17 protein-coding genes and 3 pseudogenes are annotated in these 25,644 nt (G+C 55.9%); 9 read left to right on the forward strand and 11 right to left on the reverse strand.

Annotated features, from left to right (window positions below):
- Positions 1 to 135: 135 nt before the first annotated feature.
- Positions 136 to 993, reverse strand: a complete 858-nt coding sequence (locus RWK44_RS31070) for a sugar ABC transporter substrate-binding protein (protein WP_127431707.1) — start codon at positions 991 to 993, stop codon at positions 136 to 138.
- A gap of 224 nt (positions 994 to 1,217) precedes the next feature.
- Between RWK44_RS31070 and repA the strand changes: the two are divergent.
- Together repA and RWK44_RS35090 are read left to right on the forward strand one after the other, a co-directional pair.
- A pseudogene (gene repA / locus RWK44_RS31075) lies at positions 1,218 to 2,481 on the forward strand (plasmid partitioning protein RepA).
- A gap of 321 nt (positions 2,482 to 2,802) precedes the next feature.
- Positions 2,803 to 2,976: a hypothetical protein gene (locus RWK44_RS35090; RefSeq protein WP_410056151.1), complete on the forward strand. Its 174-nt coding sequence runs from the start codon at positions 2,803 to 2,805 to the stop codon at positions 2,974 to 2,976.
- A 179-nt stretch (positions 2,977 to 3,155) separates the two neighbouring features.
- On the opposite strand, the pseudogene RWK44_RS31080 reads toward RWK44_RS35090, so the two are convergent.
- A pseudogene (locus RWK44_RS31080) lies at positions 3,156 to 3,342 on the reverse strand (carboxymuconolactone decarboxylase family protein); the annotation flags it as partial.
- A gap of 1,069 nt (positions 3,343 to 4,411) precedes the next feature.
- Here RWK44_RS31080 and RWK44_RS31085 point away from each other — a divergent pair.
- From RWK44_RS31085 to RWK44_RS31095, 3 genes are all read left to right on the forward strand, one after another.
- A complete protein-coding gene (locus tag RWK44_RS31085) occupies positions 4,412 to 5,353 on the forward strand; it encodes a hypothetical protein (RefSeq protein WP_127431710.1) in 942 nt (313 codons plus the stop codon).
- A 151-nt stretch (positions 5,354 to 5,504) separates the two neighbouring features.
- Positions 5,505 to 6,749, forward strand: a complete 1,245-nt coding sequence (locus RWK44_RS31090; protein WP_127431729.1) for an ATP-grasp domain-containing protein — start codon at positions 5,505 to 5,507, stop codon at positions 6,747 to 6,749.
- 764 nt (positions 6,750 to 7,513) lie between these two features.
- Positions 7,514 to 7,945 (forward strand): hypothetical protein, encoded by a 432-nt coding sequence (locus tag RWK44_RS31095; protein WP_127431711.1) that lies wholly within the window; start codon positions 7,514 to 7,516, stop codon positions 7,943 to 7,945.
- A gap of 105 nt (positions 7,946 to 8,050) precedes the next feature.
- Here RWK44_RS31095 and RWK44_RS31100 read toward each other — a convergent pair whose 3' ends face one another.
- The 9 genes and pseudogenes from RWK44_RS31100 to RWK44_RS31140 all read right to left on the reverse strand — a co-directional run bounded on the left by RWK44_RS31100 (position 8,051) and on the right by RWK44_RS31140 (position 17,962).
- Positions 8,051 to 9,838, reverse strand: coding sequence for a hydantoinase B/oxoprolinase family protein (locus RWK44_RS31100; RefSeq protein WP_127431712.1), 1,788 nt, complete (start codon positions 9,836 to 9,838; stop codon positions 8,051 to 8,053).
- Positions 9,839 to 9,850: 12 nt separating this feature from the next.
- Positions 9,851 to 11,929 carry a hydantoinase/oxoprolinase family protein gene (locus RWK44_RS31105; RefSeq protein ID WP_127431713.1) on the reverse strand — a complete coding sequence of 693 codons (2,079 nt, stop codon included), beginning with the start codon at positions 11,927 to 11,929 and terminating at the stop codon, positions 9,851 to 9,853.
- A gap of 98 nt (positions 11,930 to 12,027) precedes the next feature.
- Complete coding sequence (locus tag RWK44_RS31110) at positions 12,028 to 13,110, reverse strand: branched-chain amino acid ABC transporter permease (protein ID WP_127431714.1); 1,083 nt, start codon at positions 13,108 to 13,110, stop codon at positions 12,028 to 12,030.
- A gap of 3 nt (positions 13,111 to 13,113) precedes the next feature.
- Complete coding sequence (locus RWK44_RS31115; RefSeq protein WP_127431715.1) at positions 13,114 to 14,028, reverse strand: branched-chain amino acid ABC transporter permease; 915 nt, start codon at positions 14,026 to 14,028, stop codon at positions 13,114 to 13,116.
- Positions 14,025 to 14,774: an ABC transporter ATP-binding protein gene (locus RWK44_RS31120; RefSeq protein WP_127431716.1), complete on the reverse strand. Its 750-nt coding sequence runs from the start codon at positions 14,772 to 14,774 to the stop codon at positions 14,025 to 14,027. Before RWK44_RS31120 ends, RWK44_RS31115 begins: the two co-directional genes overlap by 4 nt.
- A gap of 4 nt (positions 14,775 to 14,778) precedes the next feature.
- Entirely contained in the window at positions 14,779 to 15,549 is a 771-nt protein-coding gene (locus RWK44_RS31125) for an ABC transporter ATP-binding protein (protein WP_127431717.1), read from the reverse strand.
- Between the two features lie 59 nt (positions 15,550 to 15,608).
- Positions 15,609 to 16,808, reverse strand: coding sequence for an ABC transporter substrate-binding protein (locus RWK44_RS31130; protein WP_164735997.1), 1,200 nt, complete (start codon positions 16,806 to 16,808; stop codon positions 15,609 to 15,611).
- A gap of 143 nt (positions 16,809 to 16,951) precedes the next feature.
- Positions 16,952 to 17,152 (reverse strand): annotated as a pseudogene (locus RWK44_RS31135) (ABC transporter permease); the annotation flags it as partial.
- Positions 17,153 to 17,413: 261 nt separating this feature from the next.
- Positions 17,414 to 17,962 (reverse strand): cupin domain-containing protein, encoded by a 549-nt coding sequence (locus RWK44_RS31140; protein WP_127431719.1) that lies wholly within the window; start codon positions 17,960 to 17,962, stop codon positions 17,414 to 17,416.
- Between the two features lie 177 nt (positions 17,963 to 18,139).
- Here RWK44_RS31140 and hisD point away from each other — a divergent pair, with 177 nt between their 5' ends.
- The 4 genes from hisD (at position 18,140) to RWK44_RS31160 (ending at position 25,575) form a co-directional block, all read left to right on the forward strand.
- Positions 18,140 to 19,438, forward strand: coding sequence for a histidinol dehydrogenase (gene hisD, locus RWK44_RS31145; protein ID WP_127431720.1), 1,299 nt, complete (start codon positions 18,140 to 18,142; stop codon positions 19,436 to 19,438).
- 745 nt (positions 19,439 to 20,183) lie between these two features.
- The gene (locus tag RWK44_RS31150) at positions 20,184 to 21,371 is read left to right on the forward strand and encodes an SIR2 family protein (RefSeq protein WP_127431721.1); all 1,188 of its coding nucleotides are present in this window, start codon (positions 20,184 to 20,186) and stop codon (positions 21,369 to 21,371) included.
- Positions 21,372 to 21,381: 10 nt separating this feature from the next.
- The gene (locus tag RWK44_RS31155) at positions 21,382 to 24,021 is read left to right on the forward strand and encodes a hypothetical protein (RefSeq protein WP_316029891.1); all 2,640 of its coding nucleotides are present in this window, start codon (positions 21,382 to 21,384) and stop codon (positions 24,019 to 24,021) included.
- Between the two features lie 216 nt (positions 24,022 to 24,237).
- Complete coding sequence (locus RWK44_RS31160) at positions 24,238 to 25,575, forward strand: phospholipase D family protein (protein ID WP_316029892.1); 1,338 nt, start codon at positions 24,238 to 24,240, stop codon at positions 25,573 to 25,575.
- The last annotated feature ends 69 nt before the right edge of the window (positions 25,576 to 25,644 follow it).

Here is a 25,644-nt window from a genome sequence, read left to right on the forward strand (position 1 = left end):
CACACTGGGGCGAGCGCGTATGAACCTAAAAGGCGGGCATCGACGCGGAGAAATCTGCTCGTACGCACGATTATGCGCCCCTACACCAAGCGCGAGCTGGCCCACGACCGAGGCCATCGCGCGGCGCAGGACCATTCAACCCAATATCCAGCGTCGTCCCGTCACGAGCTGGAAGGGAATGTAGACCTTCTTTTCGATCTTTTCGCCCTTGGCGAGCTTGAGCGCTGCATCGAGCGAGCCCTTGCCCTGGCCGGCGGCATCCTGGAACACGGTGACGTCGAGATCACCCGCCTGCATGGCGGCAAGCGCGTCCTGCGTGGCGTCGACGCCGCCGACGACGACCTTGCTCATATCCTTGCCGGCCGCCTTCAGCGCCTGAATGGCGCCGATCGCCATTTCGTCGTTGTTGGAGATCACGGCATCAAACTCGATGCCGCTGGAGAGCCAGTTGGTCATCAGGTCAGCGCCCTGGGTACGATCCCAGTTGGCCGTCTGCTCTTCGACGATCTCGATGCCTTTGCACTCATCGGTCTTGATGACGTCATGGACGTCCTGGGTCCGCATGCGCGCAGCCTGGTTGGAAAGCTCGCCCATGATGACGACAGCTTTGCCCTTGCCGCCGAGAATGCGGCAGATTTCCTTGGTTTCCAGCGTGCCGGATTCCAGCTCGTTGGAAGCGACGAAGGCCTGCTTGTCCGGCAGCGTGTCGACGTTGACCGGCTGACGGTTGACGTAAACCAGCGGAATGCCGGCATCGGCCGCGAGCTTCGACATCGCCGTGGTCGCATCGGTATCGACAGGGTTGACGATGATTGCATCGACCTTGGAGGCGATGAAATTCTGGATCTGGCTCTGCTGCTTGGAAACGTCGTTCTGCGCGTCTTCGATCTGCAACGTCACACCGCTCAGTGTCTTTGCATAATAGGTCATGCCGTTGAGCAGAACCGTCAGCGCGGCTGGATTGATTGCTTCACCTGCAAAGGCCCCCGCGATGGAGGAACATACTTCCGCTCGAAGACTGACCCACGCCCGAGCCCGAAGCGGGTCGCCGAGGAAATGCTTCGCTGCGCTCTCACGAAGAGGAGCAATACAACTACATCAGATGAGGCTGACGAAAGGCCGTCTCGATAGAGCGATGAGGCGAAGCATATTGACTGCTGCCTACCTAATGTCGTAATAGAACCGTCATTCATTACAAAACCCGTCACGAGGTTTTTATGCCACAATCCGAGAAACCAGACGATGAAGAGCGTATAGTGGAGCGCGTTCGGCCATAGCGATAGTATTTGGGCTTCCATAAAGGCGCAGGGCGTGGCTGCCAGAGCACCACTTCCAGACCTCAGGACCTTGCGCTCGTTCTCGTTGGGCGAGGTCGCTGAGATTCTCGGTGTGTCGGGTAGCTATCTGCGCCAGTTGTCAATTGATGGGCAAGGCCCGACACCCGAGCTTGGGACCGCAGGACGACGCTCCTATACACTGGAACAGATCAACGAACTCCGTAATCATCTCGCTTCAGCCCGTCCAAAAGAGGCTTTGAAGTTTCGCCCGCGGCGACGCGAGGGTGATAAGCTGCAGATCATCTCGGTAGTCGCCGGTCCCGCAAGCACCACCACATCGTTTTATCTGGCTCAAGGCCTTGCACTTCAAGGTTTCCGCGTCCTCGCTATAGATCTCGATTCGCACGGCTCATTATCTAAGATGTTCGGTTTTTACTACTTTGGTTATCCAGTCCACAATGCGAGCATCTATGCGGCGATACGCTTTGACGAGCATCAGGAAAGTATGCGGTCAGCAATCCAACCCACCCTTTTTGATGGTCTTGATCTCGTTCCGGGCTCTGCCGAACTCTCTTTTTTTGAAGAGGAGTGTGACCGGCGCTTCCGTAGCGAGAAATTGAGGTACCCGGACGCTAGCGCCAGGATGGTGTCTGCGCTTAAGGAAGTTGAGGCGGATTATGATGTGATCGTTCTCGCCTGCGGAGATGGAGGCTTTCTGACCGCGGGTGCATATGAAGCAGCAACCGGCGTTCTTGTGACGGTCCGCCCTGAGATGCCTGAGATCGTGTCAATGACCTCGTCCCTCTACTCTTTCACGCATTTCGTCGCACTGATCGAAAGGGCTGGGAGGACCGTAAATCATGATTTCTTCAAATATCTGGTGACAAGGCACGATCCGCGTGACGTCTCACAGCAGAAGTCAATCGCAATGTTGCGGGAATCCCTGGGGGATGATCTGTTGACAGCAACCGTCTGGGAGTCGGACGCGATCCGGCAAGCGCGGGACAAAGGCCGATCATTGTATGAGCTCTCAAGCGGAGCGGTAGGCCGATCGTCGTACGAGCAAGCGATGAAATCGCTGAATTGCGCCAATGCAGAGATAATGGACATCATGTTCGAGGTTTGGGGCCGCGCCCCGTTCTATGTCTCGCTGGCTTCGCGCTCGACGACTGCAGGAAAGGCGAGTTCCGAATCCAGAGGCTAAGCAAGTGAACTCACGTATTTTGCGCATCCACGTGCGCTCGACGGATAAGGACTTCAGCAAGAAGATCACATCGGCAGAGGAAAACTAGCAAATGAGGTGTTGCAAGAACATCCCGCATTTGCGTGAGGTTGAACCGCGCCGGATTTACTCGGGACCATTTCGTTCAAGTTATGCGGCCATGGCTGCTTCCGCTTAATACCGCTCTTCAGCATTGGTTGATGGTATATTCCCGCGGGATATCGCGCTTACCGTGTTCGACGGCCTGGTCACCTACCATCGCATGTCATCGGAGCGGCGGCTGAACTTTGCCGCCAGCGCGGCATCGAAGCTGTCCTATCGATCGGCGGCGGCAGCGCGCCGCATACGGCAAAGCTCGTCGTCTATCTCTCGAAATCCCCGGGTTGGCTTGATGATGTCTATGGTATCTACCTTGCCACCGGCGAGCGGCTGCCGCTTTTGCGGGCGGCGACCACGGCGGGCCGATCGCCATCGTAGCGACACCGCCGAACGGAAAGTCGTGATCTCGTCGCGCCTCATCAGGAGTAGGCGATCCTCGATTCCGAACTGACGCTCAGCATGCCGCCGTACCTGACCGCCCACGGCATATATGGTGCATGCAATCGAGGCCTACTCCGGTCGGCCGCCATCTACGTCGCGTCGCTGCCTGGTCGGCGGGCCGCGAGCATTCCAAGGTTGACAAGGCTGCGCTGCTTGAGGTCGAGGCCATTGTCGGAGCAGGCGGCACCCCAGCAATATTCACTGAGAACTGGAAGGGCGGGAGAAATCGTCGGCATTGCCGAGAGCCCGATTAACATACTCGTCCCCGAGCACCTTGCGCGGCGCATTAATGATCGAAACCATTACGATCAATACACGCTCCAGCGCCGGTATCGATAAATGAACGGCCGGTTCGCCTGGATCTCTCACAGGGGAGGCGGGCAACAGCCATCTGGTGCAGCCGTGACGGTTCGCCAACGCGCTCGATCGTTGGAAGGCTTCGCCTGCAGTGCGCCATCGTCGCTGGAAGGTCGCAGATCCTCTTGTCGAGAATCTCCGCCGGGTTCGTCTCAATCCGTCGGTCTATGCCGGGCTCATGATTGATTTGCGAAGCGCGTACCTGCAGTCGACGGGCGGAAGGGTTTCGGCTGCGACGATGTTTGGTGCGTTATGTCGCGCAGGACCATTCAACTCAATATGCAGCGTCGCCCTGGCTGACCAGATATTTGAACGTGCAATGATTCCCAGTTCCCGCAAGTGCATGGAAAAATACCTGCTGCTAGGTTTGATCTCCAGGACATGACGAACGCTCCGTCGCTACTCTCCGGGCGAAAGCCGGGGCCAATTACGACAGAACATGTCGGCGACCCTACAACACCCCTCCCTACAGCGACAACGAAACACGTTCAATCTCTAGAGGTTACCGGCGCAACCTGATTGGCACGAGTAGTGCTCAGAGTAAGCCGGGTCCCTGATGCCCGAATCTGATTGGGAGCTTAACTATGCACATCGTGGTCTGTATCAAACAAGTGCCGGACACTGCGCAGATACGCGTCCACCCGGTGACAAATACGATCATAAGCCACTGCCGTCGAGGGTATGCTCGGCCGACGCTTCTTCTATGCATCGGCCTTGCAACTTCGCATCGACTCGTTGCGGAGTTTAAGGTCCCTCTCTCTTCGGAATCAATCAATTGGCACGACGATCACAAGGACCGTTGTGACCAGCAATCGAAAATGAGGGGTGATTATAACGCAATACCTCAGCGCCGCGCTGATCCCAGCCAAAGCTTCGCCGTCAATCGCAATGGCGATCCGGTACCTAAGATTCCGGCACGGTGGCTCTGCAAGTCGCCGCTCGGAGAGGTGCACAGGAGGCTTCCGCGAAATTCCGGACAACCCGAAAGCCGCATACAAACGTCAGGAGTAGGGCTATGAACGAAATTGTTGGCCATTACGTAGATTACGAAATGACTTCACCCCTTCAAATGGCGCGGCACTCTGCGCAAATAAAGCCAATGGGTGTCGATCTCGCAAGACGTGGACTTCTTTTGCTGACGACTTGTTTGCGAGTTGAAGTTTATGGCGAAAAGTTCGACGTCGAAAGCACGGACATCGAAGTATTCCGTGGTTTTCCACACAAGGTTGTTGAAGGATCAAACGCTGTCGCCCAGCGATTAGCAGAGATCTCCTCAGGTGCCAAATCCCAGATCCTTGGGGAGCCCTACATTCAAGAGCAACTTTCGAAAGCTGTGGGACTGCTTGATCCGGACCTTCGGATTTGCCGCATCTCGCGATTGGCAATTGACGTGAGTTGCGGCTCACGCGAGCGGCAGCGCTTCACGGCACCATTCAACTACGATCGAATTGTCTGCGACATGATCGCGGAGCAGCTTGGGGGTTCAGTTGTACCTGATCGCCTTTACGTGATCGGCGCCGGTATGCTCGGCCGCGAGCTTGTCAGTACTGGCCCGGGAAAAATGTTTCGCTCAACTGTCGTCGTTACGCGGAATCCCAAAAATCTTCGCAAACGTCTCGGTTCCAGGTTAAAAATAGGAGTCGACATGATGCGTCCAGGAGAGATCGGGTGCATACCGGAACCGCATTCCGCCGTTGTCATCGCAACCGCTGACGTAAACCCAGAATACCAAGCTGTTCTTCAAGACGCTCTTCTACGGCTCGCACCGCTAATTGTAATAGATCTCTCGTCAATCCCGGTGTTGCAGGCAGCCGCAGTTGCGAGGCTCAACTATGTGACCATGTACGATCAACAGTTTCTCCAGCGTATAGCGGAGAACAACAAGTATCTTATGTCCAAGCTGCCGCAGCTTCAATCCGATATCCAGACCAGACTTCTGGCGGGGGGCATACCATGACTGAGACTTGCAAATCATTCCACTCAATGATCGGAGGGACTCGATCGGTACACGTGAACCTCTGCATCCGGAGAAATGGCTGCAGAAACCGGTTTTTTTGGAAACCCGTCGCGGACGCCCAGATAAAGCTCGCACATCAAAGGTCACCACGATGAAAAGAAAAGCACTCATCCTCGTTGAAGGTTCGAGGAATAATGGTCAAATGTATGTTCACGCGGCACAACGCCAGGGACTTCATCCAATTACGCTGGCCACTGACCCAACCGACTATCACTACATTATTGCGGAAGGCAGTGAGGCGATAGCGGTTGATACCGAGGATTTCCATGCGATGTTGCATGAATGCCTCAAGCTAGCTGCAACTTATGATATCGCCGGAATTACGGGTTTTACCACTCGCGGCGAATCAATCTATGTGACCGTCGGAAAACTATGCCGACACTTCAATCTGCCGGGCCCTGATCCTGAATGTATCGAACGGTGCTCTGACAAACTCGCTCAACGTCAACTCCTCATGCAATCCGGTTTACCGGTTCCAGGTTTCCGGCGGGCAACTAGTGCAAAAAGCGTGAATATGGCAGCCACCGACATAGGGCTGCCGGTTATTGTTAAGCCAGCAATGGGCAACGGCAGCAGCGGCGTACGGTTATGCCGCGATGCGGGCGAGCTCGCCGAACATACGGCCTACCTGCTAGGAGAGACGATCCCACGGCGTTCTTCGCAAACGATTCTTGTCGAGGAATTCGCACAAGGCCCTTTCTACGACGTCGTAACAATGGGGAATGAGGTTGTTGCCGTCGGTTCCGGCTACTTCGGTCCCCCGCCGCATTTTGTCCCCTACCAGAGTATTTTCCCGGCCCAGCTGACCGAGGAACAGTATGATCAAATTTCGGATATCTCGTTACGATGCCTGCAAGCACTAGGTCTTGGCTGGGGCCCAGCCAACATCGAATTGCTTTGGACCGAAAGCGGCCCCGTCATAATGGAAGTCAATCCACGTCTTCCAGGGTGGACCACTCCACGGCTGATTCAGCTTGCCCACGGTGTGGACATCATTGAGCAGCATATCAAGTGCGTGATTGGAGAAGAGTCTGATCACCCCATAAGACAATCCCGCGCTTCGGTAGCCCAATTTTTAGCGCCCGATTGCGACGGCACGCTAGCCCACATCCGCGGTATCGACCTTGCCGCCGCTGTACCAGGAATCGCTGAGGTCGCCTTCTATGTTGAGCCCGGTGTTTCCCTTGTCCGGAGAGGCGATTGCTCGGATATAATTGGACATATTATCGCCAGCTCGGCCGATCTCACTGGGGCTGAAGCGATCCTTCGGCGTTCTATCGACTTAATAGATTGGGAGGTCACACCGGTGGATAAGGGGAAACAGCTTGGGACTTGACCTGCATACACAGCCCCTTCTGTGATGTCTGATATGCAATAGACCGTAGTTGCTCTTTTAGGCACCGATAGCACCAATGAGCCACGCGCCAGCTTTGCCTGGTGATTTTGGCTCCCGGTTCATGGCTGGCGCGGCGCTCGGCGTAACGGCAACCGCCTAAATCATGCGGCGAGCGAAAGCGTTGCAATTGGCAGGCAATACAGAGTCGGGAACGACCGCGTCTTTGGGATGACGAAAAAAGCTAGACATTGTCATATCTCTCGGTCGGGGAGGTGCATGACCTTCACACTCATGGGCCGCGGTTTTCCGTCGGCCCTTTTTTCTTTGCCAAAACACGTCGCATGGTGTTTAGAGAAAAGCGGGGTCGAAGCCCCGCGGCTCGGCTACTCAAACGCTGACATCTGGGCAGTCGCGGCTTGTCTGTCGAGTTGGAGGGCTGCCCGAGATCGTGCTTGAGAACCGCGATGACGGACCCAGTCATTGAGATGGCGACATTCGAATTCCTGACTGTCGCGCACATGAGACTGACGGCCGTTCAGTGTGATGCCCGTGACGCGCTCTTAGGCAGTAGGGGAATTGTCGCGAGTCTGCGATCGGCCACCCGCCGCTCATAGCCGTTGAACAGCCGCGGGAACGCATGGGCAACCTTCGCCCCTTCACAATCCTCCCAATAAAACCTGTCGTCATTTGTCCCGTGGAGCACGGTATTGACTTCGTAGATGGCCCGCCAAAGGAATTGGTGGGCCCGATGTCCTCGATCGCCTATGCTGGCGGTTCAGCCTAAACGTCTTCGACGTGAGATTTGGAAGGACTTCTTCGTCACGCTGAACCGCATGTTGACATGGGCGGAATGGATAGTGACACCACAGTTTTATTCCGGGATAGCTTATCCGCTGCTCGATTTTTCATGCCGTTCGAGAGCATCACTCTTAGCCACCCTCCTGGTTGAGTTCCAGCGCCTACCTATAACCACCGGCTCTCAAGCGTCACTCCTGATGATCTGCGCGATCATCAAGCGACCTCAGGTGCTGCACAGTAAGCTTTTTGATCTCCCCGCCCGGCTTGGTGGCTTTTCTACCCACACAGGCGGCCGCTACAGCCTTAATTCCAATTGGACCATAATTAGCCCTCAGTCCATCAGGCGCTCTGTCTTCATTGAGTGCGGCGTCTTTTCCGACCTGAGTATTTTTGCTTGAAGAATGCATCGTTACCTCTCGGCCATTGAAAAAGCCGCGCCCGAAGGCGCGGCGAAGAAGGCCCGCCGCTTAGTGTGCGGGCCAGGGAAGTGATGAAGGTTGTTCTCAGATGGTCGCCAGAGCACGTCGTTTCTCGCCGGTGGCCTTCACATCAACTTTGGAACCATCGCGGACGGGATAGCTGTCGAAGATGACCCCATAGACGTCGGCAGCCCTCTCCTCGGTCTCGTACCGTTCGAGGACATCGTTCAGCACGCGCTCGGGATCACGTTCCAACGGCGAACCGTACCCGCCGCCGGAGCAATCGATTCCGCGAACGGCATCACCTGGAGCCAGCTCGATGCGAGCTGCGTTAGGCAGCTTGGTGCTCTCACCGTTCTTACGGATGACGAAGCGTTCTGCACGGGCACCATCGAGACCACCCCGCACGCCCTTTGGTGGTTCTTCCTGACCATCGCCAGGGTACATCACTGTCATCGCGTCTGATTTAATCCCGAATTCGATTTCAGCGCTCGGCGCTCCACGGAAGCGCCCTGCCCCGCCCGTGCCAGGGAGAAGAGCCAGACGCCGAACTTCCAGCGGATGCTTCAGTTCGTCGATCTCGATAGAATCTCGATACATTAGACCTGCAACGACCGGGATGCCGTAGGTTATCCAACCATCGGCCTTTGGAGACGCCGGACCTCCGTTAATGTTGAGATGGATTTGGTTGATGAACGGAGCACCATTAAAGCGCGGGTCTCGACCGGATACGACCGCCATACCGATGCCTGGGCCAACCGCCCCTTCGGCCAACCCCTGCCCATCCCCAAGCTGAGCGAATGCCGCCCCCGTGAGATTGATCATACGGTCCGACACGTTGGTTGTCGCGACCGAGCAGGAATGCGGGAACTTCGGGATGCCAGCCACCGCACCTTCGCGGAGATGGACGCGAACGCGACGGAATGAACCCGCATTTTGCGGAACGTCGCTGTTCAAGCTGTTGAACAGACCGGCCAAGACGGCGGAGGTCGCTGTGGCTTCGCTCTGGTTGAGACCGCAATCGACGTTGTCTATATTGTCGCGAAGGTCAATGTCGATGTAGGCCGAGTCCGGATCGACCGTGACCTTCACCTGGAGCGGGATACCTTCAGGAAGGAATGGCATGCTGTCATGTCGGCCATGATTTTCAAGTTTAGCCGCTGGAAGAGAACGGACGGCGTTGACCATGCGCTGCTCCGAATAATTAAGCCAGGATGTGATAAAAGTCTTGATCGTTTCCTTGCCGTACTTTGCGCACATCTCTTTCAGACGACGCTCAGCGATGCGAGCAGAACTAATCCCGGCCATGAAGTCACCGTACCACTGCGATGGAACCCGGATGCGCTTCTGCATCATATTCACGACGTCGCCCACCATCTTGTAATCGCGCTGGATGCGTACGGCCGGGAAAATCAACGCCCCTTCTTCGTAAACGTCCTTAGCCATCGACATGTAGGTCGTCGGTAGGCTGTTGCCGCAATCGGCCTGGTGAGCCTTTGCGACTGCTGTAAAATGGTGCTCGCCCTCGAAGAACACAGGCACCATGAAAGCGTGGTCGGCGGCGTGCGTATTGCCGGAATATGGGTCGTTATGCAGAAAGCAGTCGCCCTCGGCGATGTCCGGGTGATTGTCGCACATTACTTTGGTCTGCAAGTCTGTTCCGAAAATGTGGATCGGGAGACCCTCAGCGCTGGCGAATAACTCGTTCGTGGCGGTCACGATAGCGCACGAGAAGTCACGGGCGGAGTTGATGACGGCGGACCGTGCCGTCTTCAGCATCGTATTGGTCATTTCTCGGACGATGCCATCGACCCGGTTGGCTAGAACTGCCGTTAGGACGGTATCGAGCTTAGAGTTATTAGTGTCGGTCATATCAGGCCTCGGTCAGAACGTGAGAAGATAATGGCCATTGGCCGTTACGCGGGCGGTCATGTCAGGGAACACAACGACGGTTGTCGTGGGCTCTTCGATAATGCATGGTCCATAGAAGATCATGCCGGGCTTAATGTTGTCGCCCTGATGAATCCTGGTCCTGGCTGGATTACCGGAACCGAAAAAGCAGTTGCGGTACATTTCCGGACCGGAGAAACTCTCCGAGTATCCGACCGGCTCTTTGGCTGTCTGCGAGATGCCCGTTTCGACGCTCAAGCGGGCCTTCCAGCTGATGAATTCGATGGAGCTCCCTTCGTCGCGCATTTCAAAGAGACGCTCGTGTGTGCGGTGGAAGCTCTCGATGAGTGCGTTCCTCGCCTCGTCAGACGACAAGTCGGGATCGACCACCGGTGTCGAGATTTCCCAAACCTGGCTCGCGTAACGAGCTTCGACGAAATACTCAATGCGGTGCTTGGTGCCTTGCGGTAGGTTCGTCAGACCGGCGTAGAAGGCGTCAAGCTTCTCGGTCAGACCCTGCAATGTGTTAGCCAGACCGGCGCTGTCGAAGTTGGCGCTTGTCGTGAAGTGGGTAACAGACTCCTCCGTCAGAATGTTCGCGAAGTGCATACCGGACGCTGACAAGGCAGATGCCTGCTTCGGGAGCAGCACGTTGTTGCAGCCCAACTCCTTTGCAATCAGCATGATGTTGACGCCAGCGGCCCCGCCCCCGGCAAGAATGACACTTTCGCGCGGATTGATACCCTGCCCGATGGTGATGTCGTGGATCGCCTTGATCATTACTTCCGAAGCCAGGCTCAGGATGCCGTATGCGGCTTCTTCAATGGACCGACCAATGCTTGTCGCAACCGTTTCCACAGCTTTGCGGGCGGCTTCGTTGTCGAGCGTCATCCGACCACCCAGAAAGTAATCAGGGTTGAAATATCCCAGCACACAGGCGGCGTCCGATACCGTAGGCTTCTGACCCCCGCGTCCGTAGCAAGCCGGCCCCGGAACCGAGCCAGCCGAGTGAGGACCGACGCGCAGAAGGCCACCGTCATCGATCCAGGCAATGGAACCACCGCCAGCGCCTACGGAGCGGATATCGACGGAGGAGATTCCGAGGAGATGACCGGTCCATTCTCCACCCAGCCAGGTGTCACGCGAGTAGACGAGCTGATTCTCTCGGACGAGACCGACGTCGAAGGTCGTTCCGCCGGTATCGCAGACGATGATGTCGCCGCCGCAGTTCTCGATGGTGCTGAACGCACGGGAGGCTACCGGTGCCATCGAGGGACCGGACTTCGCGAGCTGGATTGGCTTGCTGATGACGTCGGAAATCTGGTTGCAGCCGCCAATTGAGGTCGAGACTAGGACGTCTCCTTCGTAACCCGCTTCGCGCAAATCGCTGTTCAGGCGACGGAGATGCTGTTGCATCAGGGGCTTCAGCGACGCGTCGATTGAAGTGGCGGAAGCGCGACGATACTCACGAACAATAGGGATCAACTGGTGCGACAATGTATATGGCAAACCCGGAAGGTGTTGCTCAATCAATTCGCCAATGCGCCGTTCGTGCGCAGGGTTCGCCACGGACCAGATCAGGCTCACAGCAATGGCCTCGTAGCCCTCCTCCTTCAACTGCAGCAACACCTTGACGGCGTGAGCTTCGTTGAGGGGACGGCTTACGGTACCTTCCGAACTCATCCGCTCGTCGATTTCAAAGGTCCGGCGACGAGGAATGTACGGTTCCGGGAAATCGACACTGAAGTCGTGGGGGTTGCGCTTTCCACCTTCCTTGAACACCAAAACATCCGGGAAACCATCCGTCGTCAGGAACGCGGTCTTTGCACCCTGGCGGGTAACAATCGCGTTCGTGGCGCGCGTGGTGCCGTAGATGAACAGCGAAGTTTCCGCAAGCAGCTGGATCAGAGTCTTGCCGAGCTGCTCCGCTGCGTTGGCGATTGAGTTGCTGACGCCTTCGAACGCTCGATCCGGCGTGGTCAGCGATTTACCGATGGTCAGATTGCCTTCGGGGTCCGATACCACCACGTCAGTGAAGGTGCCGCCGGTATCGACCGAAATACGATATGTCATTGGGTTCTCCGTCAAATTCACGTGCGGCAGCGCCGCCAACAAAGGCCTTCACGAAATATCGCCCTAGAGCGATTGCCGCGTGCGATAAATCCAATCTGTCAGTGTGTGGCAGTCGCCGTTTGACTGGCATCCGCTAATAATTTTTCCGAGTGGCGCTTCCTGCCGGTCAGGGCGAAAAGTTCGCGTCCACCAGCGATGCCACCGGGTCTGAAGATCAGAATCAAAGCCATGATGATGCCAAGACCGATCTCCTGGCTGCCGGGCGGCAGGGCAATTGAAGTGCTGCCGAGCGTAAAACCCCGTTCCAGAAACCGGAGAACCTCGACGATCACCGTCACGACGACTACTCCGGATACCGCCCCGGACAGGCTGCCCACTCCACCGACGACGAGCATCGCCAAGGAGATAAATGTCAGGTTGAGGTAAAAAGCATCGATAGCCAGAATTCCGAGGAACTGGGCGTAAAGCCCGCCAGAGACACCGGCTACGGCAGCGCTCAGTACGAAAGCAGTTAGTCGAACCCGTACCACGCGAACGCCGGAAGCTTTGGCAGCAACCTCATCGTCCCGGCAGGCTCGCAGCATGATGCCAAATCGCGAGGTCTGAAACAGGTTGGCGACCAGAATTGCGAAAATTGCCCCACCAGTTGCTACCCAAGGACCCACGACCGTCGGAATGCCGATGATTGAGCTGACACCGGCGGTGACGCTATCCCAATTGGCAAAAACGCTGTTCACGATGATGAGGAAGGCGAATGTCGCAATCGATGCCGCGATCCCGTTCAACCTCATTATGGCCAGGCCGAACAAGAGCGCAACGATAGCAGGTAGTATAGCCGAACCGACCATTGCCATCCAGAATGGATACTGGTTTTCCTGCAGGAACATCGGAAGCCCCGACAGCATCATTTGCTTGAACATCGGTTCTGCAGTCGCCCAGCCGACCGCGTATGCGCCTAAGCAGGAGAACGCGACGTGACCGAATGAAGTGATCCCTGAGTTACCAATGAAGATGTAAAGGCCGACCACCAGCGTCATTCTGATCAGCATTTCTGTGACGGAGGTTACAATGGCCTCATCGCCAACGAGCGTGGTGACAAGTGCGATTGCTGCGACGGCCAACGACAGCACGACTGCTGAAGAATGCTGGCCGAAAAGCGAAAGATTTGTGTGTCCCTTCATGGCTCAAACTCGCTCAATGATGTTTCTGGATGGCAAGAGACCCGAAGGACGACCGAGCAGGACGAGGACAAGGATGCCGAAGGCAAAAGCATCTCGGAAGCCACGAAGATCGGCAGGTAAGTAGGCTTGCAGCATCACCAGCAGAATGCCGACCAAGAAACCACCGACAACCGCTCCAACCAAGCTTCCCATTCCTCCGATGACGACGGCCACGAACCCGAAGAGTGCCAGTGGAACGCCCATGGTATGGCTTAGAGAGCCAGTCTGAGTGACGTAGAGAAGTGAGACTGCCGTTGCCAGGATACCAGTTACTGCGAATGCCATCCCGATTACGAAGTTGCCGTTCACACCAAGATACTGGGCCATGCGGAAATCTTCTGCGGCTGCTCGCATCTGGACGCCGTATCGAGTGCCGCGCAGGAAAGCGATCAGGGCAACCATCAATACCAATGTCGTCCCGATGGTGGTAAGCTGAAGGACCGGCAGGCGAACAGCGCCCAGTTCGATCTGAGTGTTCAACGACGGCCAGAGATCGACGGCCTTGGCACGTGAGCTGTAGACCAGAAGGAGACCATTCTGGATGATGTAGCTCAAGGCGAATGATCCGATCATCAGAGTTGTCGCGTTCGCGCGCCGAAGGGGTCGGAATACCAGTGCGTCTGTGAGCAGGGCGACGATCACAACGATCAGGCAGACCGACGGAAGCAGCGTCCACCAGCTCCAGTTTCCGATGAGCATCTGGGAGGTAACATCTGCGGATGGCACGATCAGGCTATAGCCACCGATAGTGATCAGATCGCCATGTGCGAAGTTGATGAGCCGAAGAATGCCGAACAGAAGACCGATACCCAGCGCCACAAGAGCGTAGATGCTGCCCAGGCTTAGGGCATCAACCATGTTCTGAATGAAATTGATCATTGTTGTGTCTCCCGAGCGTCAGAGTGCTGGAAGCCGAAGTAGGCTTCACGGATAGCTTCGCCGTCCGCGAGATCAGCCGCCCTGCCCTCAAGTTGGATCACTCCGCCACGCAACACGTAGATGCGGTCGGCATGCTTGAGAATGCGGTTGGAACTTTGCTCGTTGATCAGGAGGGTGAGACCCTCCGTGCGGCGGATATCCAGCAGGATTTGATAGATTTGGTCGATGATTTTCGGGGCCAGACCCAGCGAAGGCTCATCGACCATGATCAGTTTTGCACGGGTCATGAGTGCCCGTCCGATTGCCAACATCTGCTGCTCACCACCAGAAAGGCGGCCAGCCGGAAACTTCAGGCGCTCTCGAAGACCGGGGAAATATGTCAGCACCCGTTCGACGTCCTGCTTGGCCTGACTGCTGTCCTTCTGGATGTATCCAGCGATCTGAAGGTTCTCTTCCACAGTCAACGAGCCGAAGACATGTCGTCCCTCAGGCACCAGGGAAATTCCGAGGCGAGCAATCTTTTCCGGAGCCACTCCGGTGATCGCTTTGTCATTGAACTGAATGTTGCCAGAGACAACCGGTGCACCGCCAGCGGCGGCTGCGAGCATAGTGGACTTACCCGCTCCATTGGGGCCGATTATGCACACGACCTCGCCCTTATCGACATGGATCGAAGCATCTCGCAACGCGGTCATCTGTCCATATCGGACTGTAATGTGGGATAGCGATAGGATGGTGTTTGACATCGGGTCAGGCCTCCATGCCGAGGTAGGCGGCGAGAACGCCCTCATGTCGTTTGATTTCATCCGGCGTACCGACCGCCAGGGTTTTGCCCCCGTCGAGGACGTGCACGCGGTGACAAATGCTCATCACGACGTGCATGTTATGTTCGATCAACAGGACCCCGCATCCGAAGCGATCAGGGATTTCGGCAATGTGATGTACGAGTTCGTCAGCTTCCGCGTCCGACATGCCAGCTGCTGGTTCGTCGAGGAGAATGAATTTGGGGGCGACGGCGAGGGCGCGCACGATGCTCAATCGGCGCTGATCGGTGTAGGCTAAAGCTCCGGCTGCGATGGAGGCCTTATCTGCGATGCCAATCCATTCGAGCAGCTCATAACTTGCCGCACGCGCTGGATTTCGTGCCAGGCCAAGCCCAAGGCCAGTGACCTCTACGTTTTCGAGAACGCTCAAGTCGTTGAACAACCGCCCCGACTGGAAAGTACGCGCGATGCCCTCAAGGCGAAACCGGTCGGCTCGCCAACCAGCTGTGTCCGAACCATGAAGAAAAATCGCTCCTTCTGTCGGGGTCTGAAACCCCGTGAGACAATTTACCAGCGTGGTCTTTCCGGCACCGTTCGGTCCAATCAGGCCAAAGATTTCCCGGTTACCCACGTGAAGTGAAACATCTGAAATTGCCGCAAGACCCTGGAAACGAACGGTCAGATTCCTTGCAACCAAGCCGCTAGCGGTGGGCGTAGCAGCGTCATTGCCTGAGTGAAGCGACAAAATGTCAGCCATGATATTCCCCTTTTTTTGTAGGGGCACGCCAGTTAACCGGCGTGCCCAGTTCTACGCCTTTACTTCTTCAGGCGGTAGAGAACGTCGTTTGGAATATCTTGGCTTATCTTCACTTCCTCAATGACGTTCTGTTTGCCGTCCTTGATCTCGGTAACGAACATCGGGATTTGCGTCTGGATGTGAATAAGGTCAGAGAACGAGCGCGTACCAAGAACCGTCGGAGTATCCTTGTAGCTGTTCATCTCGACAACAACCTTTTCGGCATCGGTCGAACCCACCTTCGTTACTGCCTTGGCGTAAAGGTCGAGCCACGCATAGATCGGGTAAGCATATTGCGTCGCAGGGCGGCTGCCGTACTTTGCTTCATACGCCTTCGTCAGTGCCTCAACCTCTGCACGCGGATCGCCGGAGAAGACCGCTTGGACAGGCACGTAGAAATCTTTGAGGTCAGGAACGGCGCTATTCCAATAAAGGCCATCCATGCCGGTGTTGCTCAAGATCGGAATGTTGATTCCAGCAGCTCGGATCTGCTTGATCGCGCTTGCGCCGCCAGGGGTGACTGAGCACAGCATCACGTTGTCAACGCCTTCGTCGCGCACAGCATTGGCAAGTCGAGTGACCTGCGAACTGATGGAGGCGTCACCGTTCTTAAACTCGTCCTTCGCCATGATCGTACCGCCGTGAAGTGGGAACGCCCATTCGTAACCAGCGCAGGAAGACTTGTTGTACTCGAGGAGGTTGTCTACGAGCACGTAGCCCTTCTTGAAGCCACGCCTGTTGATACCCCATTCGGCCATTGTCGCGCCTTCAACCTGGCCAGCATTGTTGGCGGTGAAGGAAAGCTTACCAACGCCAGCGACACCGGCCTTGGGATCAGATGCTCCTAGGAACACGGAGATTAGGCCAGCCTTCTGAGCCTGGAGAGCTGCTGGAGCGCCGTAGTCGTAATCAGCCGTTACCAGGACAACATCTGCGCCACCCTGAACCATCGCCTGGCCCGCTTTGGCACCTTCGACGCGGTCGGACTTCGTATCTTGCTGAATTTGCTTGATCGGTTGGCCGAGAAGCCCGCCCTTTGCATTCTGCTGCTCGATCCACAGCTGAGCCATCTTAGTGGCTTCACCATCGTAAGCTGCTTCCCAACCCGTGAACGCCACAGCGAAACCGAGCGTGACGCCATCTTCTGCTGCATTTGCCGGCATCGCAGAACTAGCTACAGACGACGCCACCAGCGCCGAAGCAATAAGTCTCTTAAACATTGCTATTCCCCTTTTCATCGATTGGCCCAGTACGGGCGCTCGACACCAAACTTTCCAACGGCGTTGGAGAGTACTGCTGGCCTTTGGCCGTCTTTTTGAGCTTTCCGGAGAGAAAAGACGCTCCGCCGGGAAGCTATGTTCTGCTAGGCTCGCTTGGTATTCTTTTGAGCCGGCGATGCCGGTCCCGCGATGAGCATCGTTCCCACGATAAAAAGAAACCCTGCAGCCGCGTTCGCGGGACCGATATTTTCTCGAGTTGTCGAGAACATTTGGCGCGCCGATGTTCTTTGCCTTGGCCCCGCAAAGAACAAGGTCAGCACGGTCTCGTCCATCGAAGTGGCGAAGGGGAAACTGCACGAGCCGGCGCGAAGAAGATCTTGCGCCGTGCCTTTTGGATGTTCTCGCCCCGGGATACACTTGTCAGATCACGCGGCTATGGAAACCGCTAGCCGCGAGAACAGTTGACGCGATGAAAGTAGCTTTGCAAAGAACCATAGGACGCTCCCCCTTTTAGTTATCGACCTAGCAAAGCAGGTTTTGCGACTTAGGGAAGCAGGGATAACGCCCCCGGTGACTATACTCACCAGCAATAGATGACAGCAAAGTTAGTATGTCGGAGGGGTAATGGCACTCAAGATTTCACTCTGTCCATCATGTAGGTTTCGAAAGCGATGTGGAAGGCGACTATCGAAGTAGTAGCCGTCACCCGGCTTCAGAACCTTTTTTTGGTTACCGACGGTGATTTCGACCACTCCGGAAAGGACCATGCCTGCCTCTTGTGCCGCATGCGTAAACTCTTCGCCGGTGTCAGCCCCGGGTGCATAGCGCTCGTGTAACATTAGTAATTGTCGATTGGGATGATCGAGGCCGATGACACGATATGAAATTGTTTCAACCTTTCCAATCTCCACCAAGTTCGCAGACGAATAGAATGGAGAATATGGCAGGCTGGATTGGAGATCGGAAAAAAATCCCGGAAGGGTCGTTCCTAGAGCGTCCAATACCGCGCCGAGCGTATCTATTGAAGGGCTCATCTTGTCTCGCTCGATAAGCGAAATCGTCGAATGTGAAATTCCTGAGCGCGCCGCCAACTCCCTCACACCGAGATCGCGGCGGCGGCGCAGTTCCCGGAGCTTACTACCAATCTTTGGCAATTATCGTTCCCCTTTATTGCACCGCCTGAGCATGCCACCTTCGCCACAATCGAGATACCTTCGTGGAGCTAGCGGCTACTGAGTTGGTGATAATAATGAACACGTTGTTTGTAGGCAATTGCGAGGGTGCCAAAGTTTCACGATGCTCATCAGGATCATCCCACATAGGAGGTTTTGATGACGTCGCGTCTCGATGCGCTGAAAGGTAAGTTTACACGGGTCAAGGAACCGACCCGAGATGCTGTCTCGGATACGGCTCCTGTCGAAAAGACCGTAAAGGATATAATTGCGAATGTCCGTAAGCATGGCGACGCCGCCGTTCGCGAATACTCTGTCGCGTTCGATAAGGCCAACGTGACCAACTTCGAAGTTACTCACGAAGAGAAGCTCAAGGCTATCGCCGATCTAGACCCGCAAACTCGCGAAGACACCGAGTTTGCCATTGCAAACGTCCGTCGCTTCGCCGAAGCGCAGCTGGGCACGATACTCCCGCTGGAAATTGAGGCGCTTCCGGGGCTGCACCTTGGCCATCGCGTCATCCCGATAGAAATCGTTGGCTGCTATGTCCCGGGTGGTCGCTATCCGCTCCTCTCGGCACCCGTCATGACGGTTGTCCCTGCAAAAGTCGCCGGGTGTGACCAGGTCATCGCGTGCCTTCCACCGAATGCCCATCCGGCTATGATTGCCGGCTGCCATCTCGCCGGTGCAGACCGAATCTTCCGCGTCGGCGGAGCCCAGGCGATTGCTGCAATGGCCTATGGTACTGAAACGATTCCTGCCGTCGACAAGATCGTCGGTCCGGGCAATGCGTTTGTAAACGAAGCAAAGCGGCAGGTCTTTGGTCAGGTCGGTATCGACCAGCTTGCAGGCCCAAGCGAAATCTTCATCGTCGCTGACGAGACCGCCAACCCCGCAACCCTCGCGACCGATATGCTGGCTCAGGCTGAGCATGACGTGCGCACCCGTGTAGGGCTGGTTACGACGGACCGTAAGCTTGCTGAAGAGACGATCAATGAAGTCGAAAAGCAGCTCGAAACCTTGACGACCGCTCAGGTTGCCAGCGTTGCGTGGAAGGACTACGGCGAAGTGACCGTCGTCGAAGACGAAGAGACGATGATCGCCTACTCCGATTACATCGCCACTGAACATCTTCAGGTTCACACCCGTGACCCTCAGGCGACCGCAAAGAAGCTCCGCAACTACGGTTCGATCTTTATCGGCGAACTGGCCAGCGTTGTGTACTCTGACAAGTGCTGCGGTACGAACCACACCCTGCCAACGATGGCAGCCGGTCGCTATACGGGTGGCCTTTGGGTTGGCTCATACGTCAAGATTGCCACGCACCAGTGGCTCGACGAGCGTGGAGTCGCTGCCGTAGCTCCGGCAGCTATTCGCCAAAGTGCCACCGAGCAACTGGAAGGCCACCGTCGCGCAGCTGCGCTGCGTCTTAGCCCTCAACAGGTCGCCGCAGAGTAATTTGACTCCCAAGCCTCTGCGATCAAAAGGGCCGCTAGAAATTCTAGCGGCTTTTCAGCTTATCTTCCTGATCAGACCGATGTGCTGGGATGTTTCCAAAACGTAAAGCTACTCGGACTCGACGTGTTCGGCACGGTCGTCGATTGAGGCAGCGTCGCCCGCCAGTACTCGGCGGCAGAGTACAAGAGTATTCGATAGGGGACCATCTTCCGCTTTTTGCACCCTCATAATTTCAGCGGCTATCGACGGCTATGGATGGCGATCGGTGGAAATTGCGCGCGCCTTGAAGGGACTCGAACCAGCGACGCGTTATCTAGTAAACTCAAATAATTAAAAATATTAAATAATTACAAGACATCTTAAACGCGTATGGGAGAATAGATACTCACTTGTGTTTGAGCGTTGTGTTGTTCCCACCATCGGCACCTAGGGCGTTGACCAGAAAGGACGGTTGCCCCTCGCTTTCTGTTGCCCGGGCCCATTGGAATGACGCGTGCGGCTGGAGCGCACACGGAGGATCTGCCGCCGCCTGAATTTTGCTAGCCCGAGCAGCCGGCGAAGACGGCGGGGAGATTTTGGCGGCGGCAGGTTTGGCGAGAACCTCAAGCCGCAGGTCGGCACGGCGCGCCATTTGTTGCGTGCTGGTGACCAGGGCGGTCCAGTTACAGTTGCAAGCTGAGCGCTCAAGTGGTAGCGCGACTATGTACCTTCCGTCTCAACGCAGGGTGGATTCAGGGGAGCCGGGATGTCTAGCGAAGTCATATTTTGGCCTGGCCTTCCCAGCCTGCCCGAAGACCTTCTTCTTGCAAGGGATCAAGGACGTGTTCTTTTTGTTGTCGGCGCGGGCGCTTCATACCCGAAACCGACCCAGCTCCCCGATTTTGGCGGGCTCGTCGCGAAAATCTACGACATTGTCGATCCGTCCATGTCGTCTGCGATCAAGGCCGTCTCCAAAAAAGATGGTCCGAAATGGTATGAGGTGACCGATCTGCTCAGCCACGAGCAGAGAACGGAGTTGAAATTTTTCTGCCAGCGCGAATTCGACGTCGTTCTTGGCATGCTCGAGCGTCGGATAGACGGAGATCCAAGCAAAGAAAGCACAATGCGACAAGCAGCGACAACGGTTCTTTCGCAGACGATCGAACCGAACCCGGTCCATGACGCGCTGGTACGCCTCGGGCAGCGTTACGGTCAGACGCTCCTCGTTACGACCAACTTCGACAGGCTTCTGAGCGAGGCTGCTTCAAAGCTTCGCGTCCAGCATGAAGCCTTCGCTCGAGGTGAAATACCTAATCCCAGCAGCAGCCGAGACTTTGCCGGTATCCTTCATATTCATGGGAAACTAGGCTGGCGTAAGGAGAAGGGGTCGGCGCTGATTTTGACCGATCAGGATTTCGGGGACTCATATCTCCGGCGCAATCTCATCACGTCTTTCCTTTATGACGCAGCCAGAATTTTTCACATCGTTCTCGTTGGTTATAGCGCCAGTGATTCACCTGTCCGCTACCTTCTTAATGCGATCGCTGCTGACGAGCGGCACTTTGTCGATCTTAAGCGGCGTTACGCTTTCGTTGGTTGCAAGCCTGGTGATGAGCGGATGGCCGTCGAATGGCAGAGCCGGGGGATCACGCCCATCGTCTACGACAAGATCGACGAACATAAGGCCTTGGGTGATTTATTGGTGCGGTGGGCCGACATCATCCCCGACCGACGGAATGAGAAAGGGACGAAGTCCTACCTAAAGAAACTCGCTGCCCTCGACCCCGACAGTACCGAAGGTTTGGCTGCCCAATCATTTCTCAGATATTATGCGCGGAGGTCCAACCCTAGCGAACAAGCTGAACTTGCAAGAATCCTCTCTGGCGCCAGCCGGTCGCCTCGTTGGCTAACGTTCTTGAATCGTATTATCCGCGATTCCGGGAAAGGGCGCTGATATGCCTAGATTGAGCCTTACCGATACCGAACGTAGGATTAATCTAACAACACGAGCTTTCGCCGACGGACGACTTGAGGACACAGCGATTCTCGAGTGGGCAATCGAGCTGAAACCAGATCAGATCGCAGAACGTGAAGCGCTGCGAGATTTGGTTGAGTACCAGCCGAAGCCCGTTCGCGATCCGTACAGCTTGGCTTGGAGATGTGTCTTCGAATATTGGGAAAGGCCCGATGTCGAAACGCACCGGGAAAAGTACGAGATCCGTAGGCAGCTAAAGGGTGGTGGTAGCCCGCGAGAGACGATCCGTCTGATTGTGGATGCGGTTCGGCCGTGGCTCCAGATCGATACGTCCAAGCGATTAAGGGCCCTTTCCGGAGAGGCGCAGCCCGCCAGACCGCGGCATCTCAAGCATCTCATCTATGCGTCCATATCCAGTGGCAGCCGGTTGATGCCGGCCGACATCGGGCTTCAGGCGAATGAAGATCGCAACTTCCTTTTCGAATTGGCGACGGCCTTGAACGCAGCGCTGCTCGCAGGACTAAATCTCGGGCATATGATTGGTTCAATTTCCAAGGATATGGACGTCACAAACTGGCAGATTCACCGAGCCTATTTCGTACCTCCGGAGCAATATCCGGATGGTGGCGGTAAGCCGGATCGTCATAGTGAAGGGTTCGCACCATCGACCAAGCTGATGTTTGCGGTGATGGAGCGTCTCAGCAGCCTCGACCTTCAGGCCGCCCGTAGGGTTATCGACAATTGGGACCGGGAAGGTTGGACGCTTTATCGGCGGCTTTGGGCCGCAGCGGCCCGGAACCCGGCGCTTGTTGACAGTGATGAGGTCGCAGCTTTCCTCATAGAGCTTTCCGACCGAGAATTCTGGTGGGCGAGCGCACATCCAGAATTCGCTGAGTTGCGCGCGCTTCGATGGGCAACACTTTCTACCGACAACCAAAATCGCATCGAGCAGCGAATACTGAGAGGGGAGCCCGCGAAGCTTATTCCCAGCAGGATCGAGAAATCGGACAGGGCAGGTTACAGGGACCACCACGTGTTCGTGGAGCTTCGACGAATCCAAGCTGCGGGCGGCAACCTTACGGATAAAGGTCAGGAATGGCTCGACGACTTCGCAACCCGGTCGGGAGACCTGCCAGCCATTGAACTGACACACGGTTTCAATCAGGGTGTCCGCCTGATCCATCGCGTAAGGACTGTCGAGAACACCTTCGACGCGATCCCGACAACCAAACTCCTGGACGAACTGGCGAAATCGCTCGCAGATACGGGCTGGGACGACAAAAGTCAGAACGCTTCGGAATTTATTGCAGAAAACGCATCTGTGGTGCTCGGTCTTCTGACGAAGGCTGAGGGTGCTGTCGCTGCCAAGGTGTGGCAAGCACTTGGATACGCTTACCGGCCCGCGAACCTTAACGCCACGCCTGACACGGCTTCGCAAGAAGACAAGGATAAGATCCTGATCGCGCTGTCCATATGTGTTTCAATTGTCGACGAACGTGCGACTGTTTTGTCTAAGGCCATTGACGGCCTCGCGTCGTTCATGACGAGTTGGGATCGATTGCTCACGAGCCGCGAGGAATTCCAAAATGCCTGGCTTCGGTTGTGGCCCTTCGCTGTCGAGAAAACGAATTCGAGCAAAGCGGATCGCTCCGGTTATAGTCAGGAGGCTTTCAACTCCCCCGCCGGCCAGCTCGCCTTGGCCTTCGTCGAAACCTGCCCGACAGTAAAGAAGGGCGATAATCCACTGTCTCAGGGCCGTTGGCCACAAATGCTCCAAGCAATAAGTGAGACAATCGGGATAGCGCGCCTTCACGCGCAGTTTGTTCTCGTCAGGGAACTGGCTTACTTCATCGCTGCTGCAGAACAGTGGTCGAGAGATTTCCTTCTCCAGCCGCTTATCAACGCACTTGAAAGCCAGGAAACCACCGTCTTGTGGGAAGCGTTTTCGATGGCGCACCTCCCTCAAAAGGAGGTCGTGGCAGAACTCGCCCCGTCGTTGGTGGCAGCAGCTCTATCCGACCGCTTGTCGAGCGAGGTTCGAGGGGATCTGTCGGAACGCGTCGTCTGGTCGGCGCTGACGGATCGTGTTCAGAACGCAGAACCCGCCGTGTCCCTCGATCTGATCCAACAGATGTTGAGGCTGGGGACAGATGAAGTCCGCACGGAGGCGGTGCGTGCCTTTTCGCAGTATCTTGCACCGGACGATGATTTGACGGAGGAGGAACGTTTCGAGATCGTCAACTCCGTCTTCTCGGACGTGTGGCCGAAGGAACTTACTCTTAGCTCAAAGGCCGTTTCCGAGAGGCTTGCTCGACTACCGGCTGAGGCTGCATCCTGTTATGTCGAAGCAACCGAAATGGTTCTCCCATATCTTACGCCCTTCGACTGCTGGTCGCTTTATGATTTCGGAGTGATCGACCTGGATGAAGATCGAGGTGATTTCAATATTATCAACGATCCTAAAAAAGCGGCGGCCCTTTTGTCGATCATGGATCGGTCGGTTGCGGGGGATGACGGAGCGATCGTTCCAGGTGGCCTCGATAAAGCTCTTTTCCACATTAAGAAGGTCGCACCAAAGCTCGAGAAGGATCCTCGATATCAGCGTCTTCTTACGCTCGGCAGGCGCTGAAAAAACCTCGCGCTCCGTAGCCAAGAGAGCGGGTTTGGACGGCTGCTTGGAGATCGCCAGATCAGGGTAGGGTATTTCTGCATCACGTCTGCGCCCGGCTCCCGTGATTTGATGCGAGGGCACCGTCGCAGCCTTCCGCTGTCGGAGGAGAAGAACCAGACTTTGACGCAACAACCTCAAAGAGTATAGATCAGTCGAAGAAAAAGGGGGCGCCGCTTGGAATTGCTTTTGAACGGGATCAACGGCAACTATCTCCGAAACATTCTGTTGAATGCTGTCGAAGACACTGATCGGGTTGATGCTGCGGTCGCTTACGCCACGGAAAACGATCTTCTTTTTGATTGGTGTTGGGAAAACAAACTACCGCTGCGTTTCTGGGGACGTTTTGATGAACAGGTGCCGGTGAGTATCCTCATTCTCGAACGTTTCCTTTCCCGAAGGTCGGGGCGCTATACGTGCAAGCTCGTGCGCCAATTCCATCCGAAGGTAATCTGGTGGCGCGGCTTCGGCGCATACATCGGCTCTGCAAACCTTACCCAAAGCGCGTGGTGGAATAACGTCGAGGCCGGTGTTTTCCTCACCGAGGACGAGCTGGTGGCTAGCGGTCACGATCTTCAGCTGGAGCAATTCTTTGCTGAGATTGAGACCCATGCTGCCCCGTTGACTCAGGAGCTGTTCGATCTTATCTCGGCCAGGAACAAGGAACTGACAAGGCGCAAAATTGCTCAAAAGGCTGCGGATGAAGCGTTCACCGCAACCACCCTCGTTCCGCATTTCCGCGGGCTGGCACGTTCAAGCGCGAAGTCAGCGGGTGAGCAGCGCAAGCAAGCGTTTCTGAATGAGTGGAACAGCACTCTTCAAATTATTCGAGACATCTCCGTCAAGATTTCAGTTGACGGAAACAGGCCGTCTTGGGTGAGCTCCACCGCGCCGTTGGGTGCCCATGCCGACCAGTTCCTCCATGCTCACTACTACCAGAATACATTCGACGGCAGGAGAGCAGACTTCGAGACGCATTTTGGCAGAAACAGATTGGATCCAGATACCGCCGTTGAGACTGCAATTCGATGGTGGCAGAAGCGGCCGGACAGTTCAGACGAGAACCGGATGCTCAATAAGACTGCCCCCGCCTTGCAGCGGGCGTTTGCGGAAGACCGTCTAAAACGCCTTACGGAAAATGAATTCATTCAGGTGCTCGGCAAAATCCACGCAACGCGGGAGTTTGCCCGACGTGCGCCCAATCGACTTATCGGGCTAAAGGGCGACCGGCCATACGACATACCCGAGAAAGTTGATGCCCTGGCGAGACATATCTACCGGGCGCCAAACCGCGGTGGGGTATCCGCATTGGAGACTCTATCCTACATTCTCTATGATGGTCGAATTGAAGACGTCCCTGTTCGCCTTTGGAACGCGATTGTCGATCCCAAGCGGAAAATCGAACTGATCGGCGTGAGCGCTCTGGGGGAGATTGTAGGGTGGGCATTGCCGGACAGATATCCGCCGCGCAATGGCGGACCAGCAAAGCCCTTCGATCGCTTGGGTATGACGTAACGGTTCATGTCGGCTAGAATCACCATTATATCATTATATATCAATGTCTTAAGTCCATAAACTAGATTA

Source organism: Rhizobium sp. 25PS6 (assembly GCF_032464655.1).
Taxonomy (GTDB): Bacteria; Pseudomonadota; Alphaproteobacteria; order Rhizobiales; family Rhizobiaceae; genus Rhizobium; species Rhizobium laguerreae.

Excerpts from the sequence above, each read along its gene's own strand:
- RWK44_RS31085 (WP_127431710.1), top strand. The coding sequence starts at position 4,412 with ATGAACGAAATTGTTGGCCATTACGTAGATTACGAAATGACTTCACCC.
- RWK44_RS31100 (WP_127431712.1), bottom strand. The coding sequence starts at position 9,838 with ATGACCGACACTAATAACTCTAAGCTCGATACCGTCCTAACGGCAGTT.
- RWK44_RS31090 (WP_127431729.1), top strand. The coding sequence starts at position 5,505 with ATGAAAAGAAAAGCACTCATCCTCGTTGAAGGTTCGAGGAATAATGGT.
- hisD (WP_127431720.1), top strand. The coding sequence starts at position 18,140 with ATGACGTCGCGTCTCGATGCGCTGAAAGGTAAGTTTACACGGGTCAAG.
- RWK44_RS31095 (WP_127431711.1), top strand. The coding sequence starts at position 7,514 with ATGCTGGCGGTTCAGCCTAAACGTCTTCGACGTGAGATTTGGAAGGAC.
- RWK44_RS31125 (WP_127431717.1), bottom strand. The coding sequence starts at position 15,549 with ATGGCTGACATTTTGTCGCTTCACTCAGGCAATGACGCTGCTACGCCC.
- RWK44_RS31115 (WP_127431715.1), bottom strand. The coding sequence starts at position 14,028 with ATGATCAATTTCATTCAGAACATGGTTGATGCCCTAAGCCTGGGCAGC.
- RWK44_RS31130 (WP_164735997.1), bottom strand. The coding sequence starts at position 16,808 with ATGTTTAAGAGACTTATTGCTTCGGCGCTGGTGGCGTCGTCTGTAGCT.
- RWK44_RS31105 (WP_127431713.1), bottom strand. The coding sequence starts at position 11,929 with ATGACATATCGTATTTCGGTCGATACCGGCGGCACCTTCACTGACGTG.
- RWK44_RS31110 (WP_127431714.1), bottom strand. The coding sequence starts at position 13,110 with ATGAAGGGACACACAAATCTTTCGCTTTTCGGCCAGCATTCTTCAGCA.
- RWK44_RS31150 (WP_127431721.1), top strand. The coding sequence starts at position 20,184 with ATGTCTAGCGAAGTCATATTTTGGCCTGGCCTTCCCAGCCTGCCCGAA.
- RWK44_RS31120 (WP_127431716.1), bottom strand. The coding sequence starts at position 14,774 with ATGTCAAACACCATCCTATCGCTATCCCACATTACAGTCCGATATGGA.